The 18,533-nt window shown below is 72.2% G+C and carries 16 protein-coding genes; 3 read left to right on the plus strand and 13 right to left on the minus strand.

The features are described 5' to 3' along the window. Positions 1-279: 279 nt before the first annotated feature. The 5 genes from FRAEUI1C_RS31200 to FRAEUI1C_RS31220 all read right to left on the minus strand — a co-directional run bounded on the left by FRAEUI1C_RS31200 (position 280) and on the right by FRAEUI1C_RS31220 (position 6,949). A complete protein-coding gene (locus FRAEUI1C_RS31200; protein ID WP_041259768.1) occupies positions 280-1,581 on the minus strand; it encodes a geranylgeranyl reductase family protein in 1,302 nt (433 codons plus the stop codon). Positions 1,582-2,506: 925 nt separating this feature from the next. Next, on the minus strand, positions 2,507-3,247 hold the full coding sequence (locus FRAEUI1C_RS31205) for a demethylmenaquinone methyltransferase (protein WP_157735582.1): 741 nt from the start codon (positions 3,245-3,247) through the stop codon (positions 2,507-2,509). Between the two features lie 197 nt (positions 3,248-3,444). After that, a complete protein-coding gene (gene mqnC, locus FRAEUI1C_RS31210) occupies positions 3,445-4,599 on the minus strand; it encodes a cyclic dehypoxanthinyl futalosine synthase (RefSeq protein ID WP_013427374.1) in 1,155 nt (384 codons plus the stop codon). Positions 4,600-4,906: 307 nt separating this feature from the next. Further along, on the minus strand, positions 4,907-5,089 hold the full coding sequence (locus FRAEUI1C_RS31215; RefSeq protein ID WP_232425186.1) for a hypothetical protein: 183 nt from the start codon (positions 5,087-5,089) through the stop codon (positions 4,907-4,909). 84 nt (positions 5,090-5,173) lie between these two features. Continuing rightward, on the minus strand, positions 5,174-6,949 hold the full coding sequence (locus FRAEUI1C_RS31220) for a serine/threonine-protein kinase (RefSeq protein ID WP_013427376.1): 1,776 nt from the start codon (positions 6,947-6,949) through the stop codon (positions 5,174-5,176). Positions 6,950-7,407: 458 nt separating this feature from the next. Here FRAEUI1C_RS31220 and FRAEUI1C_RS31225 point away from each other — a divergent pair, with 458 nt between their 5' ends. Both FRAEUI1C_RS31225 and FRAEUI1C_RS31230 read left to right on the plus strand, forming a co-directional pair. Further along, complete coding sequence (locus tag FRAEUI1C_RS31225; RefSeq protein WP_013427377.1) at positions 7,408-8,409, plus strand: NAD(P)/FAD-dependent oxidoreductase; 1,002 nt, start codon at positions 7,408-7,410, stop codon at positions 8,407-8,409. 58 nt (positions 8,410-8,467) lie between these two features. Next, on the plus strand, positions 8,468-8,890 hold the full coding sequence (locus FRAEUI1C_RS31230) for a sirohydrochlorin chelatase (protein WP_049807037.1): 423 nt from the start codon (positions 8,468-8,470) through the stop codon (positions 8,888-8,890). A gap of 9 nt (positions 8,891-8,899) precedes the next feature. Here the strand turns inward: FRAEUI1C_RS31230 and cobA are convergent, their stop codons facing one another. The 5 genes from cobA to FRAEUI1C_RS31255 form a co-directional block, all read right to left on the minus strand. Beyond that, on the minus strand, positions 8,900-10,651 hold the full coding sequence (cobA, locus tag FRAEUI1C_RS31235) for a uroporphyrinogen-III C-methyltransferase (RefSeq protein ID WP_013427379.1): 1,752 nt from the start codon (positions 10,649-10,651) through the stop codon (positions 8,900-8,902). 129 nt (positions 10,652-10,780) lie between these two features. Next, positions 10,781-11,452, minus strand: a complete 672-nt coding sequence (locus FRAEUI1C_RS31240) for a phosphoadenylyl-sulfate reductase (RefSeq protein ID WP_013427380.1) — start codon at positions 11,450-11,452, stop codon at positions 10,781-10,783. 232 nt (positions 11,453-11,684) lie between these two features. Next, positions 11,685-13,391 (minus strand): nitrite/sulfite reductase, encoded by a 1,707-nt coding sequence (locus tag FRAEUI1C_RS31250; protein WP_013427382.1) that lies wholly within the window; start codon positions 13,389-13,391, stop codon positions 11,685-11,687. Positions 13,392-13,601: 210 nt separating this feature from the next. Then, complete coding sequence (locus tag FRAEUI1C_RS42020) at positions 13,602-13,742, minus strand: putative leader peptide (protein WP_368411136.1); 141 nt, start codon at positions 13,740-13,742, stop codon at positions 13,602-13,604. A 128-nt stretch (positions 13,743-13,870) separates the two neighbouring features. After that, on the minus strand, positions 13,871-14,416 hold the full coding sequence (locus tag FRAEUI1C_RS31255) for a response regulator transcription factor (RefSeq protein WP_013427383.1): 546 nt from the start codon (positions 14,414-14,416) through the stop codon (positions 13,871-13,873). A gap of 251 nt (positions 14,417-14,667) precedes the next feature. Between FRAEUI1C_RS31255 and FRAEUI1C_RS31260 the strand changes: the two genes are divergently transcribed. Next, entirely contained in the window at positions 14,668-15,849 is a 1,182-nt protein-coding gene (locus tag FRAEUI1C_RS31260) for a helix-turn-helix domain-containing protein (protein ID WP_013427384.1), read from the plus strand. Positions 15,850-16,827: 978 nt separating this feature from the next. On the opposite strand, the gene FRAEUI1C_RS31265 is transcribed toward FRAEUI1C_RS31260, so the two are convergent. The 3 genes from FRAEUI1C_RS31265 to FRAEUI1C_RS31275 all read right to left on the minus strand — a co-directional run bounded on the left by FRAEUI1C_RS31265 (position 16,828) and on the right by FRAEUI1C_RS31275 (position 18,531). Continuing rightward, the gene (locus tag FRAEUI1C_RS31265) at positions 16,828-17,715 is read right to left on the minus strand and encodes a menaquinone biosynthetic enzyme MqnA/MqnD family protein (RefSeq protein ID WP_041261850.1); all 888 of its coding nucleotides are present in this window, start codon (positions 17,713-17,715) and stop codon (positions 16,828-16,830) included. Between the two features lie 125 nt (positions 17,716-17,840). Continuing rightward, complete coding sequence (locus FRAEUI1C_RS31270) at positions 17,841-18,104, minus strand: hypothetical protein (protein ID WP_013427386.1); 264 nt, start codon at positions 18,102-18,104, stop codon at positions 17,841-17,843. Positions 18,105-18,123: 19 nt separating this feature from the next. Next, positions 18,124-18,531, minus strand: coding sequence for a hypothetical protein (locus tag FRAEUI1C_RS31275; RefSeq protein ID WP_013427387.1), 408 nt, complete (start codon positions 18,529-18,531; stop codon positions 18,124-18,126). Positions 18,532-18,533: the final 2 nt, after the last annotated feature.

The following is an 18,533-nucleotide window of genomic DNA, read 5'->3' on the forward strand; positions in this document are numbered from 1 at the left end:
GCGCCGGTTCGGTTCTGTTCCCTTATACGCCGCCCTGGCCGGACGGTCCTACTCGGTCCAGGTATCCACTCGCAAGGACGCGCATGGTCACACAATTGCGCACCGGCGCGGTCGTTTGCCTTCGGCACGCAATAAGCCCAGTACGGACGGACCTTTTGACCCACGTTGTTCGGATCACCACCGCGGTTTCCCTGCACGACATCCCCCAGACCGCCGGACGTGGCTTGCGCGTATCGCTGGCTCGGGCGAGGCCGGCCGCGGCACAGGCGACGTCTGGAACTAGGCGCTCGGGGCGAGCCGGCACAGCGCGTTGATCACCCGGTCGTGCGCATCACCTCCCCGCGGGTCAGTAAGGTTCGCCATGATCTTCAACATGAACCTCATGAGTACCGGGTGCGGGAGGCCGTACTTCGTGGCCAGCCGCATCACGGTCGGGTTGCCGATGAGGTTCACGAAGACGCGTCCGAGCGTGTAGTAGCCGCCGTAACGGGCCCGTACCGCCTCCGGGTACTGGAGCAGCGCCTTCTCCCGCCCCGCGTCCGCCGGCCGGGCCAGCGCCTGCGCGACCACCTCGGCCGCGAGCTCGCCGGACTCCATCGCGTACGCGATGCCCTCGCCGTTGAACGGGTTGACCATGCCGGCGGCGTCGCCGACGAGCAGCACACCGTCGGAGTAGTGCGGCGTGCGGTTGAAGCCCATCGGCAGCGCGCTGCCGCGCACCGGCCCGGTGGCGTTGTCCTCGGTGTAGCCCCACTCGGCGGGCAGCGCGGACAGCCAGCGGCGCAGCAGGTCCCGGTAGTCGGTGTTCCCGAAGGCCGGAGTGGTGTTCAGGATGCCGAGGCCGACGTTGCTGGTGCCGTCGCCCATGCCGAAGATCCAGCCGTAGCCGGGCAGCAGCCGGCTGGCGTTCGGCTTGCCCTCCCAGAGCTCCAGGTGCGACTCGAGGTAGTCGTCATGGGTGCGCGGGCTGCGGTAGTAGCGGCGGACCGCGACCCCGAGCGGCCGGTCGTCGCGCCGCCGGATGTCCATCGAGAGGGCGAGGCGGGCGCTGTTCCCGTCGGCGGCCACGACGACCGGGGCGCGGTAGGTCACCGGCTCCCTGTCGTCCCCGGACCGCGCCGTCACGCCGACGACGCGCCCGGTCCGGTCGTCCCGCACCGGGCCGGACACCGTGGTGTCCTCGCGCAGCCGGGCACCGGCCTTCTCGGCCGCCCTGGCGAGCAGCTCGTCGAAGTCCGCCCGCGGGCGGACGAGGCCGTAGTCCGGGAAGCTCGCCAGCTCGGGCCAGGGCAGCTCCAGGCGCAGGCCGCCACCGACGATCCGCAGGCCCTTGTTGCGGGCCCAGCCGGCCTCCTCGCCGGTCTCGATCCCCATCTTGACCAGGGCCGCGACCGCTCGCGGGGTCAGGCCGTCGCCGCAGACCTTGTCCCGCGGGAAGGTCGCCTTCTCCAGCAGCAACACGTCCAGGCCCGCGTTCGCCAGGTGGTACGCGGCGGCGGAGCCAGCCGGGCCGGCACCAACGACGATCACGTCGGCATCGGCGCCTGTCGCGCCGCCCGACGTCACCGTGGTCCCAGTCACCCGATGCTCCCCACCGACAACCGACTCCCCACCAGGTCCCACACCGATCCGCCTCCCTGAGCCTCCGCACGTCCTTCGCGGATCCTCCGGGGCGGACCGGCGGGAACCCCGGCCGTTCGCCGGTCGTTGCCCGCGTGTTCCTCACCACGCTCGTGAATTTCTTCACGAGCGTCCTGCCACGGCCGAGTGTAGGCGCTCACACCGCCATTGGCATCAACCAGGATGGTTCCGCTCCCAGACTGGCCGACCTCGCTCTTCGGACGACCACGAAGGGTCGCGGCGCTGCCACCTACGTCGCACGATGAGGCCCGATCGACGGCCGAGACGCCAAATCCGGCAGCTACACGACCACAGAGCCGTCGCGGGGTGGCCGGGGAGGCCCAGGCAGGCGAGCCCGGCGCTGGCGCCGACCGGCCGCCAAGGGACCCACCATCGAGTGACCCAGCTCATCTGCTACGGCCCGGCCACACTCCCGATCGGCACCCCCGTTGAGCCTCGTACGACGACGATCTCGATGCCGCGCCGCATCTACTCGATCATGAGCGCCGGGGCGGCCGTCCGGGGTGGGCTCAGTGGAGAGCGCCAGGCGGGACGCCGGCCACCCGGCCTCGGCCGGGCTCGGATCAGTCCGCGGCACGGCCGCGCCCAGCCCGCGGCGGTTATGACAAACGGACAAGAACTCCAGCCGTGGCGACCGAGCGGCGATCACGCCAACGGCGCCGCCCGACCGGCCGCGGGGCCGGTGCGCAGCTCCTGGATCACCCCCAGCGTCGATCTCCCGCTGGCAGGCCACCACCTACGTGCCTTGATCACCGTTCTGGCCCTCTGGTGGTTGCCATACCGGTCGGATCACGACCGGACGAGGGCTGAAACGGCGATCACTGTGGTGCACCGACGGATCCACCAAGATCGGTGAGATGCGGCTCTAGCAGTCGCCGTGGTGGAGCGCGACGATGCCGCCGGTCAGGTTCCGCCAGCCGACGTTGGTCCATCCGGCGGCGCTCAGAAGATCCGCGAGGTCGGGCTGCGCGGGCCAGGCCCTGATCGACTCGGCCAGGTAGACGTAGGAGTCGGCGCTGCTGGAGACCGCTCTGGCGACCGCCGGCAGGGCGCGCATCAGGTACTCCAGGTACACCCGGCGCATCGGGCCCCAGGTCGGCTGGCTGAACTCGCAGACGACCAGCCGCCCGCCCGGCCGGGTCACCCGCCGCAGCTCGGCCAGGCAGGCCGGCACGTCCGCGACGTTGCGCAGCCCGAAGGAGATCGTCACCCGGTCGAAGGCCGCGTCCGGGAACGGCAGTCGCAGCCCGTCCCCGGCGACCAGGCGCACGGAGCCGGCGACCGGTGGCCGCCGGGCCAGCCGCGCCTGGCCCGCCCGCAGCATGCCGACGGAGAAGTCGCAGGCGAGCACCTCGGTGCCGGCGGCGGCGAAGGCCCGGGACGACGTGGCGGTGCCGGCGGCCAGGTCGAGGACTCGCTGGCCCTCGGCGAGCCGCAGCTCACGCGCGGTCGCCTTGCGCCAGCCGCGGTCCATGCCGGCCGACAGGACCGCGTTCGTGATGTCGTAGCGGCGCGCCACCTGGTCGAACATCGCGGCGACCTGGTCCGGGCGTTTGTCCAGCCCGGCCCGCGCTCCCCGGCCGGCCTCGACGGCTCGGCCGGCCACGGCGACCGGGCCGGCCGCGGCGACCGGGTCGGGCTCGACGTCCGGACTTGGCGCGACGGCCTGGTCGGGCGCGACGACGGGGTCGGGCTCGATGTCCGGGCCGGGAGCCTCGTCAGGCTCGGGGGTACGCGCCAGGCCGGGCTTGCCCACGGCCGTCACCGCCGTGACTCTCGGGCCACGGCGCGGTCCAGGCGCATTCAGCTCGCCTGGACGAGCGGGAGCGCGGTGGACGAGTAGTGCGAGGCGACCCGCTCGTCCACCGGGTCGTCGGCCGGGTCACGGTGGACGACGAGGTGGTTGTAGAGGGTGTCGCGCTGGGCCGGGATCCGGTCGGCCGAGCGGATCAGGTGGATCAGCTCGGTCCGGTTGGTCCGGTGCCGGGCGCCGGCCGAGGAGACGACGTTCTCCTCCAGCATCACCGAGCCGAGGTCGTCGGCACCCAGGTGCAGGGTGAGCTGGCCGACCTCCTTGCCGGTCGTCAGCCACGAGCCCTGCAGGTGGGCGACGTTGTCGAAGAACAGCCGGGCGACGGCGACCAGGCGCAGGTACTCGAAGAGCGTCGCCTGGGTGCGGCCCTTCAGGTGGTTGTTCTCCGGCTGGTACGTCCACGGGATGAAGGAGCGGAAGCCGCCAGTACGGTCCTGCACGTCGCGGATCATCCGCATGTGCTCGATCCGCTCGGCGTTCGTCTCCCCGGTGCCCATCATGAAGGTCGCTGTCGACTCGAGGCCCAGGCCGTGCGCGGTCTCCATCACCGAGAGCCAGACGTGGCCCGGCTCCTTGAGCGGCGCGATCGCTGCCCGCGGCCGCTCGGTGAGGATCTCGGCGCCGGCGCCGGCGAAGCTGTCCAGCCCGGCGTCCCGCAGACGCACGATGACCTGCTCGTGGCTCAGCCCCGAGGTGCGCCCGATGTGCACGACCTCGCTCGCTCCCAGCGAGTGCAGCGCCAGCTGCGGGTAGGCCGCCTTGATCGAGGAGAAGGCGTTCTCGTACCACTCGATGCCGAACTCCGGGTGGTGCCCGCCCTGCAGCATGATCTGGGTGGCACCGAGCTCGACCGCCTCGCCGCACTTGCCGACGATGTCGGCGACGTCGCGGACCCAGCCCTCTTCGTGCTTCGGCGCTCGGTAGAACGCGCAGAACTTGCACGCGGTCACGCAGACGTTGGTGTAGTTGATGTTTCGATCGATGATGTAGGTCGCGATGCCGTCCGGGAAACGACGTCGACGCACGGCGTCCGCGGCCTGCCCGAGCTCGTGCAGCGGCGCCTGCGTGTAGAGCAGCAACGCCTCGTCGGGGGTGATCCGGCCACCGTCGGCGGCCCGGGCCAGCAAGGATCGAATCTCGCGCACGGCTCAGACGTTACGCGGCGTTCGGCCAGAGACGGCGCTCCGCGCCTCTGCAGACCTCCCAAATCGGCTTCGCCGATCAGGCAGGGACCCCGGCCCTGCCTGTTCGGGCGCTGAGCGCCCTCCCCAACGTGATTCGCGGACGAGGCGAGGTACGGAGGTGGACGCCTGTCCAGGGTCAGGACCTTGGGCAAGTCACGTTCCGAGCTTCCCACGTCACGTCACATGCAGTGCTTCGCGCCGTTCAGATTCTGCTGTGCGCGCCGCCCCCGGGCGCCGGAGCGCGCGGGGACGACGTGGTGCTGGTGGGTCAGTAGCTGGGGCCGCTGTTGCTCGGCGGGGAGCCGCCGCCCTTGTTCCGGAACTTGTCGGCGAAGTTTGTGATCTTCGCCTTGTTCTCGGGCTTGGTCGCCTGCGACTTGACCTTGTTGATCATCTCCTGGGTCTTCGGGCTGTGCAGCATCTCCGAGACCCGCTGCGTGAAGTTGGCCATGACGGGGTTGTACCTGCCATAGGCCTTCATCATGCGCGCCGAACACGTTCTGTCTGTCGCCCGGTCACCCGTCGTGGGTGACCGTCACTGACCTGGCGGCACGGGCGGAGCCGTGATGCCGGTCTTGTCCTGCAGTCGCTTGCTGATCTGATCGCCGAGCTGGCCACCGACGTTGCTCGTCTGATGGCGCCACTGCTGTTCGATCCGGTGCACCAGGCGCTGTTGCAGCGTCTGGCGCTGCTTGTCGACAGCGCTCGCGATCCGGTCGGCCGACCCGAGCAGCACCAGAACCAAGATGACGAAGATGATCGTCTTCTTGAACGGGATACGCAGCCGCATCCGCCTGCGGCGCCGCGGCATCCGCTCGCGGCGGGAGACCGGCTCCGGGGCGGGCGGCGCCGGGCGAGCCTGCGCCGGCGGCTGGTAGGGCGGCCGGTGCGGAGCCTGCGGCGCGGCGGGTGGTGGCGCCGGGCGAGCCTGCGGCTGCGCCGGGGCGGCCGGCTTCTCGTAGCGGATGTAGCCGTCCCGGGATCGGCGGCTCGCGGCCCGGTTGGCGCCGCCGGCCTGGTAGCCGCCGCCGTTCGGATAGCCGCCAGCACCGGGTGCGGCGCGCCCGGCTCCACCCGGGTAGCCCGAGCCCTGGCCACCGTCGCCGGCCTGGCGAGCCCGCGGGTCGGCGCGCTGGCGATAGCGGTCGCCACCGTCGGCGGGCTGGCGCGGCGCCAGCTCCTGGCCGCCTCGGTACGCGGAGCCGCCGGCGCCGCGGCCGTCCGGACGGGCCAGCCCCGACCCCGCGGCGTAGCCGGCGGCCGCGCCCGCGACGGCCCCGTAGCCGGCGGCCTTCGCGGCCGAGGAGCGCGCCGGGGCCTCGGTCGGCCCGCCGATCCGGGTCGGGTCGACGCCTCCGACGCCGGGCCAGGTGCCGTCGAGGACCCGGGTCGCGGCCGCGCGCACGTTGCCGCGGCCGGGCTCGCCAAGGAGGGTCAGCAGGATCTGCTCGCCGGACGGGCGCAGCCTCGGGTCGCGCCCGAGCGTCCGCGCCACGATCGGGCGCAGGTCGTCCGGGATGCCGGACAGGTCCGGGGTGCCGGTGAGGACGCGCTCCGAGATCTCGTAGAAGGTGCCCTGGCCGTACGGATGCACGCCGGTCGCGGCGTAGCCGATCAACAGGCCCCAGGCGAAGATGTCGGTCGCCGGCCCGACCGGGCTGCCCTCCATCTGCTCCGGGGCCATCCAGCCGAGCGAGCCGAGCACGATGCCGGACCGGGTACGGCCGGCGACGGCGTCCAGCGCCCGGGCGATCCCGAAGTCGATCACGCGCGGGCCCGAGTAGGACAGCATGACGTTGCTGGGTTTGAGGTCGCGGTGCACGATCCCGGCGCCATGGATCGCGGTCAACGCGCTGGCCACGCCGACCGCGACGCCCTGCAGCGTCGACATGCCGAGCGGGCCGGACTCCTCGACGACCTCGTCGAGGCGCTTCCCGTCGATGAACTCGGTCACCAGGTACGGGTTGCGGGCATGCGGGTCGGCGTCGAGGACCTCCGCCGTACAGAACGGCGCGACCCGCCGGGCCGCCGTGACCTCGTCGCCGAACCGGGCCCTGAACTCGTCGTCGTTCGCCAGCTCGCCGCGGATGACCTTGACCGCCACCCGCCGGCCACGCGCGTCACGGCCCAGGTAGACGGCACCCATGCCACCGGCGCCGAGTCGGCTGAGGATCTCGTAGCGACCGATCTGGCGCGGGTCGGAGGAGCGCAGCGGTTCGCCCGGGAGCGGCGGCCCAGCCGAGGACCGCTCCGGTCGCACCGATCGTTCCGTCACTGCCACCCCGCTCGTCGACCTCGCTTCATTGTCCATCGTCGCCTGGCGTGACCCAGGACACGTCGGCCGCGACGCCAGCCGTTGGAATTCCCAACAGCCGCAGGGCGTCAACACCGAGGCTTCTAGCTGTGTTCTTGCCGACGGTAACCCGCTGACCGGCGCTACTCGAAGACTTGTCGAAGTTCTGACCTTTCAGAGCCGGCCCCCGCCGGACCAGCACCTGCGACGTCACACGGGGTTCCGCCACGGGTGTGACATTGGACGGCCGACTCTCCGACAACCTGGATCAGGGCGCGCGAGCCGGGCCTCGGGCAGTATGAAGGGCCTGGAGTACTCCAGAGGCGCCGAACTGGCCGTCAGGACTCGTTGTCCGGCAAACGAAATGTCGGCCGGGTTCGGGCGGGTAAGAACGCGCTGTCGGCAGTCCAGGGCCCGGTCGGGCCAGAGCGAGCTCCGGGCCCGGGTCCGCGGGCGCCAGCGGATGGAGAGACGCCATGGGTGACACGTCCGTCGACCAGTCCATCGACATGCTCATCGTCGGCGCCGGCCCGGCAGGGCTGTTCGCCGCCTACTACGCGGGCTTCCGCGGCATGTCGGTCGCGCTGATGGACTCCCTGCCCGAGGCCGGCGGCCAGGTGACCGCGATGTACCCCGAGAAGGTCATCTACGACGTCGCCGGGTTCCCCGCGGTACGCGGCCGCGAGCTCGTCAACGACCTCGTCGCGCAGGCCGCGCCGTTCAACCCGATCTACCTGCTGGGCCAGCAGGCCGCCGAGATCACGCACGAGCCGGACGCCATCGTCGTCACCAGCGCTGAGGGCCTGCGGGTCCGGGCCAAGGTGGTCCTGATCACGGGCGGCCTCGGCACGTTCACCCCCCGCCCGCTGCCCACGGGGACCGAGCACCTCGGCCGCGGCCTCGTCTACTTCGTCCCCCGCCTCGACGACCTCCGTGACCTTGACGTCGTGGTCGTCGGCGGCGGCGACAGCGCGTTCGACTGGGCACTGGCGCTCGAGCCGCTGGCCCGCTCCGTCACCGTGGTGCATCGCCGGGACAAGTTCCGCGCCCACCAGCACACCATCGACCGGGTGCTCGCCTCGTCCTGCGAGGTCCTCACGTTCACCGAGGTCGCCGCGATCAGCGGCGAGGAGCGGATCGAGAAGGTCGAGCTGGTGCACAGCAAGTCCGGCGACCGGCACGTCCGGCCGGCGCAGGCGGTCGTCGCTGCGCTCGGCTTCACGGCCGACCTCGGCCCGCTGACCCGCTGGGGCCTGAACATCGACAAGCGGCACATCGTGGTCGACTCGACCATGTACACCGGCGTCGAGCGGATCTTCGCGGCCGGCGACATCACCGAGTACCCCGGCAAGGTCCGCCTGATCGCCACCGGCTTCGGCGAGGCGGCCACGGCCGTCAACAACGCCGCCCCGGTCATCGACCCGTCCGCGAAGGTCTTCCCCGGCCACAGCTCCGACGACGGCACCCCGGCCGCCTGACCGGGGACACCGCCTGACCGGGGACGGCGCCGGGCCCGCCACGGCGCAGACTGGGCAGGTGCGAGGCCTGCTGGTGATCGGGCACGGGTCCCGCCGCGACGAGGCCAACGCGACCGTCTTCGCGTTGGCCGCGGCGCTCGCGGCCGAACCCGCCACGGCCGGTGGCCGCCCCGCCTGGGACGTCGTGGAGGCCGCGTTCCTGGACGTGCTGCGTCCCGACATCGTCGACGGCTACACGGCTCTCGCCGAAGCGGGCTGCACGCGGATCGTCGCGCACCCGTTCTTCCTGTTCGCCGGGCGGCACACGGCCCGCGACATCCCGGCGGCGCTCGCGCGGGCGCAGGCGAGCCACCCGCACACCAGCTGGAGCGTCACCGAGCCTCTCGGCCTGCACCCGGGCGTCATCGCCACGGTGCGCGCCCGCATCGCCGACCGTCTGGTGACCGAGCCCGGCGCCGATGAGGACCCGCCGAACGGGTGAGCCGGGTCGTCAGGCCGGGCCGCCGGTCCCGGGCGGTGCCACCAGGCCGCAGACCGCGGTGACGAGGCCGGCGATGCCGGGTTCGTTGGCGACGGCGTCGACCCGGATGCCCGTCTCCTCGCAGGCGAGGACCGTGCGCCTGCCCATGGCGACGACGAGCAGTCCGGGCGGGAGCGGTCCGTACAGCTCGGCGGTGCGACGGGCGGCGGTCGACGAGGCGAAGGCCACGGCGTGCAGGGCGCCCCGGCGCAGGTCGGCGGCGACGGACGGGTCGGGCTCGGCCGGGATATCCGTCTGCAGGGTGATCCGCCGCACGGTGCGGACCCCCATCGGCGGCGCGGCCGACGCGCAGACGGCGACCTTGAGGCCGGTCACCGGGATCTCGGTGACGACCACGTGCGCGACCCGGACCTCGGCCGACGAGCGGACCGTCGCGAGCCCGAGGGACTCCAGGGCCACCGCCGCCGAGTCGGACGCGGACACCAGGGTCAGGCCGGCGAGCGCCCGGACGTCCTGCCCGGCCCCGCGCAGCAGGGTGACCACCGTCGTGACCTCGTCGGCGTCGGCGAGCACCAGCGCGTCGGCACCGGGCAGCGCGGCGAGCAGCCCGGACGCGTCCGGTACCGGCGCGAGCGTCGACACCACGGTCTCGACGGCGTCGGCCCCCTGCCTGCGCAGGTCACGGGCCAGCAGACCGGGGCGCTGCCGGGTGCGGGGCACCAGCACGCGAACCCCGGCCAGCGGCCCGTTCTCGGCGCCGGCCGGTGCCGGCAGGGCCACCCGGTCCACCTGTCCACTCCCGTCGTGGCTGATGTCGAGATCCGCCGTGTCGGCGTTCTCGTCCTGGCTGGCTCGCCGCTCGGTCCCCTCGCCGCGCCCCGCCGGCCGGGACGACGCCGGCCTCGCGAACCCGGGCCGAGCGGACGGCGAGCGGTGTGGGGAGGCGGCGCCGCGGGCGTCGATGCGCGCGGCGACGTCCCCGACGACGATCACGGCCGGCGAACGGACCCCGGTCTCGACCGCGTCCGCGCCGAGCGATTCCAGGGTGGTTCGCAGGACCCGCTGGGTCGGGGTGGTGGCCCGCTCGACCACGGCCACCGGGGTTCCCGGTTCCCGCCCAGCGGCCAGTAACGCGTCGGCGATCCCGACGAGGTGAGCGATCCCCATCATGATCACAATGGTGAGCGTGGGCGAGGCCAGGGCGGCCCAGTCGACGGTCGAGTCCGGGTGGCCGGGTGGCAGATGTCCGGAGATGATCGCGACATCCTGGGCGAGGCCGCGATGCGTCACCGGAATGCCCGCGAAGGCCGGGCCGGCGAGCGCGGACGACACGCCCGGGACCACCGTCACCCAGACGCCAGCAGCGGCGCAGGCCTCGGACTCCTCGCCGCCGCGGCCGAGCAGGTAGGGATCGCCACCCTTGAGCCGGACCACCCGGGCGCCGGCCAGTGCCCGGTCGACGAGCAGCGCGTTCACCTCGTCCTGGCCCCGCAGGTCGCCGTCCGGGCCGACCCGGACGAGCTCGGCGCCCGACCGGGCATACGCGTGCAGGGCCGCGTCCACGGCCAGATCGGTGACCACCACGTCCGCGCCCGCCAGCAGTTCGGCGCCACGCACCGTGATCAGGCCCGGGTCGCCGGGCCCGGCACCGACCAGCCAGACGTGACCACGGCGCGGTGACGCTCCGTTGCCACCGCGCCGGCCGTCCGCGCCGCGCGGGCGCGAAGGCGGCCCGGCGCCGTCCCCCCAGCCGCTCGCCACGCACGGAACGTTACCGGCTTTGCCCGGTCACGCCCCGACTTGCACGACCAACCCAGCACCATCGGTCGAATCCGCCCCAAAACGGGCGACCACGACCTCGCGCCAGGGTCACGCGACCGCACGCCAGGGTCAGTGGATGCCGCACTCGGTCTTCGTCGTGCCGGACCAGCGGCCGGCGCGACCGGAACCGCGCCGGGTGCACGGCCAGCAGCCGACCGACTCGTACCCGTCGGACAGCAGCGGGTTGACGAGGACGTTGTTCTCCGCGACGTAGCGATCGACGTCCTCGTCGGTCCAGGCCGCCAGCGGGTGGATCTTCACCTTCCCGCGCCGCTCGTCCCACCCGACGACGGGCAGCGCCTTGCGGCCGGACGACTCGGCCCGGCGGGAACCGGCGGCCCAGGCCTGGTAGGGCGCGAGCGCCCGGTCCAGCGGGACGACCTTGCGCATCCGGCAGCACAGGTCCGGGTCGCTGGCGTACAGGTCCTTGCCGTGGACGGCGTCCTGGCCGGCGACGGTCAGCTGCGGCCGGACGCTGATCAGCGGCAGGTTGTAGGTCGCCGCGACGGCGTCCCTCGTGCCGATCGTCTCGGCGAAGTGGTAGCCGGTGTCGATGAAGACGACCGGGACGTCCGACCGGATCTTCGCGAGCATGTCGACGAGCACGGCCTCGGCCATGGACGCGGCGACGACGAGCTTCGTCCCGAACTCCTCGACGGCCCAGCGCAGGATCTCCTCGGCTGGCGCGTCGGCCAGCTCCCTGCCCACGCGCTCGGCGCGGGCCTTCAACGCGGCGTCCATCAGCCGTTCTCCTCTGGTGCGGTAATCGCTTGAGGCCGGTTAGTCGAGGTCGGGCGCGAAGTCGAGGTCACGGTGGTGGCGCTGGCCAGCGCGGTCAGGTTCAGCCGGAAGGAGCGCTGACACGAGCGGCAGGCCCAGTGGCCGTGCCCCTCGCCGGTCGCCCCTTCGGGGATGTCCGGGACGAGGGACTCCTCGCCGCAGTAGGGACAGAAGAACGGGACCGCGCGGCCGCTCATGCGTGGGCCACCACCGCGTCATGCGTGATCTTGGCCTCGTCGACCGTCTCCACCCAGTCGGCGAAGGTCTGACCGTCGGTCCTGTCGCCCTGGTAGGTCTTCAGCAGCCCGACGACGTAGTCGACCAGCTCGTCGGCCGTGATCTTCAGGCCGCGGGACTTGCGGCCGAGCCGGGACCGGCTGCCCAGATGGCCGCCGAGGTGCAGCTGGAAGCCCTCGACCATCTCGCCGCCCGGCCCCGGGACCAGCGAGCCCTTCAGGCCGATGTCGGCGACCTGGAAGCGGGCGCAGGCGTTCGGGCAGCCGTTGACGTTGATGCCGATCGGCTCGTCGAACTCCGGCAGCCGCGCCTCCAGCTCCTCGATCAGGCGCCCGGCGTTGGCCTTCGTCTCGACGATCGCGAGCTTGCAGAACTCGATGCCGGTGCAGGCCATCGTGCCGCGGCGGAACACGCTCGGCCGCACGACCAGGTCGAGTTCGGCCAGCGCCGCCTCGAGCGCGGGCACCTCGGCCTCGGCGACGTCGAGGATGACCAGCTTCTGCATGGTGGTCGCGCGGATGCGGCCCTGGGCGTGCCGGTCCGCGAGGTTCGCGACGGCGGTCAGCGTCGACCCGGTCAGCCGGCCGGCGCGCGGCGCGAAGCCGACCGCGAACGTCCCGTCCTTCTGCCGGTGCACGCCGACGTGGTCGCGCCCCTCGGTGCGCGGCGCGGCCGGAGCCGGGCCGTCCGGCAGCGGCGCCTGGAGGTACTCCTTCTCCAGGGTCGCGCGCACCCACTCCACGCCCATGTCGGCGACCAGGAACTTCAGCCGGGCGCGGGTGCGCAGCCGCCGGTAGCCGTAGTCGCGGAACAGGCAGGCGACGGCGTGCCAGACCTCGGCCACCCGCTCGGGCTGGACGAACGTGCCCAGGCGGACGCCCAGGTGCGGGTTCGTCGACAGGCCACCGCCGACCCACAGGTCGTAGCCCGCGCCGAGCTCGGGATGCACGACGCCGACGAACGCGACGTCGTTGATCTCGTGCAGCGTGCAGTGGTCGGCGCAGCCGGACATGGCCGTCTTGAACTTGCGCGGCAGGTTCGACAGCGACGGGTCGCCGACGAACTTCGCCACGACCTCGTCGATGACGGAGGTGGCGTCGATGACCTCGTCACCGTCGACGCCGGCGAGCGGGCAGCCGAGCATGACCCGCGGGGTGTCGCCGCAGGACTCCTCGGTGGTCATGCCGTTCGCCTCGAGGGCACCCCAGATCGCCGGGACGTCCTCGATCCGGATCCAGTGCAGCTGGATGTTCTGCCGGTCGGTGACGTCGGCGACGTCCCGGCCGTAGCGGGTCGAGATGTCGCCGATCACCCGTAGCTGGTCGGACGTCATCCGGCCGCCGTCGAGGCGGATCCGCTGCATGAAGTAGGCGTCCTCGATCTCCTCCGGCTCAAGGATCGCGGTGCGCCCGCCGTCGATACCCGGCTTGCGCTGGGTGTAGAGCCCCCACCAGCGGAACCGGCCGCGCAGGTCCTGCGGGTCGATGCTGTCGAAGCCGGTGTACGGGTACTGGTTGAGGATCCGGTCCCGGACCGCGAGGCCGTCCTGATCCTTCTTCATCCGCTCGTTGGCGTTGAGCGGTTCGCTGTAGCCGAGCGCCCACTGGCCCTGTCCCTTGGGACGGGTCGGGCGGGCTGGACGGGGCCGAGCAGGAGAAGTCATCTGATCTCTCGCGACGTTGGGAGGAGCGGAGCACCGTCAGGTGGACGGCACGCGGTCCGGGTCAGCCTGGGTCCCTCTGACCAGCCGCCGCCGGTCACCTCTGGCCATCCAGGGCCTGGTCACAGCGGGGGTCATCTCGCCAGGCTCGACGGCCGCGCGGCGGCCAGCCGGATGTCCTGACGGGGAGCGAGGAAGGTCGAGCTCAGCCGGTCAGCGGGCGCGACAACAGCCCGCGCTGGCGACCCGGAGCAGGTCCACGTGCCGGCGCGAGACCAGCAGGAGCTCCGGAAGGCGCGGCGCCACGGCGGCGAACGGCCGCGAACGGTGGCGAGGCGCAGTCATAGGCGCCATCGTTTCACAGATATGACGGGGGCGCCGAGATTGTGGCGTAGACAATGCTCCGCGAACAGGTTCACTATTTTACCCACCAGATTGGTGGAGATTCAAGCTCCGTGGCGCGGCCCGGCACGAGCAGGCGATCAGCCGGCGGGCGCGGAGCGCGCACAGACGGCGCGCAGGCGATCAATGAGCGGGCCGGCCCCGAGGCCCTTCTCCATGACGTCGTCGGCGCCCAGCGCCACAGCCTCGTCACGCACGGTGTACGCCGAGAACCCGGTGAAGACGACCACCCGGGCGCCCGGCACCAGCCGGCGGATGCGCGGCAGCGCGGCGATCCCGTCCAGCACCGGCATCGCCACGTCGAGCAGGACGAGATCCGGCCCGGTCTGGGCGACGACGTCGACAGCCTCCGCTCCGTTGGCGGCCCGGCCGACGATGGTGAAGTCCGGCTCCATGTCCAGGAGCAGGCAGATCAGCTCGCGCACCCCGTCGGCGTCGTCCGCGACGACGACCCGCACCGGCGCCGGCCCGTAAGGGGTGGTGAAGGCACTCCCGGGCGCCCCCGCCAGCCCGCCGGAACGGACCGAGCCGGCGGTACCGCCGTCCGCCCCCGCGTCCGGCCCTCCGGCTGTCCCTCCGTCCGCCGCCTCGTCCGCACCCAGGTCCGCGGCGATGTTCCGGTCCACTCCTACCGTTCTACCGGCTGGCGCACGGTGCGCCCATCGTCATTCGGGGTGGTATTCGCGGATGGCCCGGGGCACTCCGGCTGAATGGCGTGACCAGGAAAGCGCTAATCCGGCTAACGGTGCCCGTATGGGACCTTTTGCCTCTAGCGGCGCACGGTCATGGACGCAATAGACTGATCACAAACAGTGACTCGCGGCACGATCATGATTTAGGTCGAGATCGAGACCGCGGTGCGACCATTGGGGTGCACATGCTGAATGCGGGCAGGCGGCAGGGCAGCCGTGGCCCGGAAGGCACGGCAGCCGTCGAGGGAAGCTTCCACCAGGAGGTTCGACGTCGCCGTTGCGCCCGCGGTCTGTCCCGCGACGAGCTGGCCGAGAGAACCGGCTACAGCCGTCATTACGTCAGCCAGCTTGAGCAGCCAAGCAAGGGGATTCCGCCCCGCCCGGTGGTGGTCGCCGTCGACGCGGTGCTGTGTGCCGACGGAGCCCTGGTCGCGCTGCGCGACGAGGCCGCCTCGACACGGGTCGAGCTGGCCGGCCGGCCACGCGACCCTGAGCACGAGTCCCGATCCCGGGTCCATGACCTGCTCGGCAACCGTCGCTGCGACGCCGAGCTGGACTACCTCGACCGGACGGTCGGAGAGCTGATCGCGATCGCCGGCAGCCTCGGCCCGCGCGACATCCGCGACCGGGTGCTCGACCAGCAGGAGATCGTCGACAGCCTGCTGCGCGCCCCGATGCTGCCGCACCAGCAGCTGCGGCTCTTCCTGATCGCCGGCCATCTGGCCGGCCTGCTCGCGATCGCGCTGCTCGACCTGGGCGAGCTGTCCGGCGCCTGCACCTGCTGCCTGGAGGCGGCGGTGTTCACCGAGCTCACCGGCCACGCGGGGCTGCGCGCCTGGACGCTCGCGGTCAACCGGCTGGTGGCCGAGGCCGCGCGCCACGCCGAGGCGCTCGCCGCAGAGCCGAACGACGCGCAAAACGATGAGCTGACAATCACGACAGAAGTCGACGAATTGGCCGTTCGCGACCTCGACGATCCGTACCCGGTATACAACCGCCCCGGCGCGGTCGTCCGCGCCGACGAAGCGACCGTCAGCCATGCCGACTTCGGTTATGTCGACGGTTCCACAGCGGAGACCGATCCCGTGGGATACGGGGCCCCGGCGCCGCTGCGTGACCCGATCGCCTGGCGGGTCGACGAGCTCGCCGCCGGTCGATTCGGCTACGACCCGCCAGAGTTCGGCGCGGAACCGGCCGGCCCGCCATGGCGCGGCGTCGGCGACGTGCTGACCGCCCCAGGCGGACGGGCCAGCACCCCACTGCTGGTAGCACTCGCGAAAGGCCGGATCGCCCGGTTCGCCACCACCAACGCCCGCCGAGAACGCCCACTGGCCGGCCTCTCCCGCGCCTTCCACCCACCGGTCTGATCCCCCCGCTCCGCGAGCACCCCGTTCCACGGAACACGAAGATCCACCGTTCCACGGAACGCGAAGATCCACCGTTCCACGGAACGCGAAGATCCACCGTTCCACGGAACGCGAAGATCCACCGTTCCACGGAACGCGAAGATCCACCGTTCCACGGAACGCGAAGATCCACCGTTCCACGGAACGCGAAGATCCACCGTTCCACGGAACGCCTCGGGCGCCGGGGCGCCCTGGCGGTCGCTCCGAGGGGCGGCGGGCAGCGCAATCGCGCAACCGAAGGTCCGAGCCGCCGATTCGCGTACGCATCTGGCGATCTTCAGGCCGGCCAACGGTTTGCGATGGCCATGATCGCTAGTTGCGTATGGATAAATGCGGCAAATCGGGCAGTGAGTAACGGTTTCCCCTACCCAACCGGCGATCACGATGAACCTCGGCGCGGGGAGGGCGTGATGATCGCCAGTTGGGTAGGGAATTGGCGGGCGCAATGCCGTGGAGTACCGGCCCTCGCCGGACTGAGATGCCGACCGGGGCGACCGCCGCCCAGCCACGCGATCGCCAGCTGGCGCCGGCTCCCGCGAGGTCAACCGCTGGCTTGATCGCCGTTTTGGCCCTCAAGTGGTCACGAAGCCGCGGCAGTTACAGCCACGCGAGGGCGAAAACAGCGATCTTGCTGGGCTTCCGGCGAGGCCAGCCCCGTCAGGTGCCGCATTAGACGCCGGCTCCCGCACTAGCTAGTCCCGACTTCCGCGCGGCGCCAAGCCCGACTCCCCCGCGGCCTGGTCCTGACTTCCGCTAGGCCGACTTCCGACAAGCCCGGCTTCAGGTAGGCCCGGCTTCCGCGTTGCCTAGTCCCGGCTTCAGGTAGGCCCGGCTTCCGCATTACCTAGTCCCGGCTTCCGCTAGTCCCGGCCCCGCGCACGCCCGGCCATCGAGGGCCAAAAGCGCCCGATCAGGAGGGCGGCGCGGTGGGTGGGCCGGTCAGACGTCGGCGAAGACGATGTCGCGGGGTGGCGGAACCGCGCCGCGTACCGCGGCGCGGCGGGCGAACTCCGCGACACCGGCGAGTTGGCGCTCGCCGAGGCGGAAGTCGAGCGTCGTGAAGTAACGGACCAGCGATGCCTGGTCGAAGACCTCCCAGCGCGACGCACGGGCGGCGACCGTCTGCACCTCCGCGAGGGCGAGCTCGATGCCGCCACGCAGCGCGCTGTGCACTTCCTTGACCAGACCGGGGTGAGCCCCCGCGAACGAGCGGCGGGCCGCCCAGATCGCGAAGACCATCGGCAGCCCGGTCCAGTCCCGCCAGGCCGCGCCGAGATCGATGACCTCGGGCCGGTGGCCGGGGCCGCCCTGCTCGAACTCGTAGTAGGCCCGCAGCGCCACGTCACCGATCGTGACCGCGGCGTCGGCCTCCCGCAGCATCATCGGCACGTCCGGCGGCATCGTGATGTACCGCGGCCGGACCCCGAATCTGTCCTCGAGCATCATCCGGGCCAGCAGCACGCTGGTCCGCGAGGTCGAGCCGAGCGCCACCGAGCGGATCTCGTCGACGGGTACCTGGGTGCTCAGCACCACCGACAGCACGGGCCCGTCGGAGCCGACGGCGAGATCCGGCAGTACCACCAGCTCGTCGGCGTGCCGCAGGTACTCGACGAGGCTGATCGGCCCGAGATCGAGCTCGCCGGCGACGAGGGCCTCGCTCAACCGGTCCGGGGTGTCCTTATACAGGTCCAGGTCCAGCAGGGCGCCCGAATTGACCAGGCCCCAGTAGAACGGCATGCAGTTCAGGAACTGAATGTGCCCGACGCGCGGCCGGGTCTCGGCGACGTCAGTGGCCGGGCCGCCCGGGGTCGGGCGAGGCCTGGGCACCCCGGCGACCGTCGGCCCTGGGACCGGGCCTGCCGGGGTCACATCGCTCGCGCGACCGGACGGCACGGTGCTCCCGTGGTCGGGCGCGCGGCCGTGGCCGCCGTCCTCGTCGGCGCCGGCCGTGGTCAACTCCCGCCTCGGCGCAGCTCGGCGGCCTGCTGGGTCGCCCTGCGCTGGCGCAGCGCGAGCGGCAGGCTGAGCACCCCGCTGATCACGAAGGACAGGAAGATCCCGGGCACCGTACTGACGCCCAGCAGCAGCACGACCGCGGTCACCACGCCGAACAGCAGCACCCGCAGGCCGTAGTAGCGCACGTGGAGCGAGAGCATCCCCGGCGGCGCCTTGGCCGGCCCGGACGAGGCGATCTCGGCCTTTGACGGCTTGGTCATGGGATCCTCCGACCCTGCGTCATCGTTGTCTCCCGGCCGGCTTGGCGCGCTTCTTCACCCAGCCCAGCCGGACCAGCACGCTCGGGTAGAGGGCCAGGCAGACGATCACCAGCAGCAGCCCGAGCAGGGTGGAGGGCGCCAGGCCCAGGCCCAGCGCGTGGGTGACCAGGTACAGCACGACCCCGGGCAGCAGGATCACCAGGAACGCCAGCACGAAGATCGACCCGATGCCCGCCCCGCCCGCAGGCCGGAAGTGGGCGGGCCGGGCCGCGCCGGTCCGCGCCGGTCCGCCGCCCACCGGCCCGGCCGCCGCCACCGGGCCGGCTGCCGCCGGCGACTCGGAGGCCGTCGGCGGCTCGGCCAGGGCGGGCTCGTCCAAAGCGGGCCCGGTTCCGGACGGGCTCGCGGGGCGCTCCTCGTCGGTCACCT

The sequence above is a fragment of the Pseudofrankia inefficax genome (genome assembly GCF_000166135.1).
Classification (GTDB): Bacteria; Actinomycetota; Actinomycetes; order Frankiales; family Frankiaceae; genus Pseudofrankia; species Pseudofrankia inefficax.

Bases quoted from the DNA above. Each gene is read 5' to 3' on its own strand.
- FRAEUI1C_RS31215 (WP_232425186.1), bottom strand. From the start codon at position 5,089: ATGGCCAACTTCACGCAGCGGGTCTCGGAGATGCTGCACAGCCCGAAG.
- FRAEUI1C_RS31220 (WP_013427376.1), bottom strand. From the start codon at position 6,949: ATGGACAATGAAGCGAGGTCGACGAGCGGGGTGGCAGTGACGGAACGA.
- FRAEUI1C_RS31225 (WP_013427377.1), top strand. From the start codon at position 7,408: ATGGGTGACACGTCCGTCGACCAGTCCATCGACATGCTCATCGTCGGC.
- FRAEUI1C_RS31240 (WP_013427380.1), bottom strand. From the start codon at position 11,452: ATGGACGCCGCGTTGAAGGCCCGCGCCGAGCGCGTGGGCAGGGAGCTG.
- FRAEUI1C_RS31250 (WP_013427382.1), bottom strand. From the start codon at position 13,391: ATGACTTCTCCTGCTCGGCCCCGTCCAGCCCGCCCGACCCGTCCCAAG.
- FRAEUI1C_RS42020 (WP_368411136.1), bottom strand. From the start codon at position 13,742: ATGGCGCCTATGACTGCGCCTCGCCACCGTTCGCGGCCGTTCGCCGCC.
- FRAEUI1C_RS31260 (WP_013427384.1), top strand. From the start codon at position 14,668: ATGCTGAATGCGGGCAGGCGGCAGGGCAGCCGTGGCCCGGAAGGCACG.
- FRAEUI1C_RS31270 (WP_013427386.1), bottom strand. From the start codon at position 18,104: ATGACCAAGCCGTCAAAGGCCGAGATCGCCTCGTCCGGGCCGGCCAAG.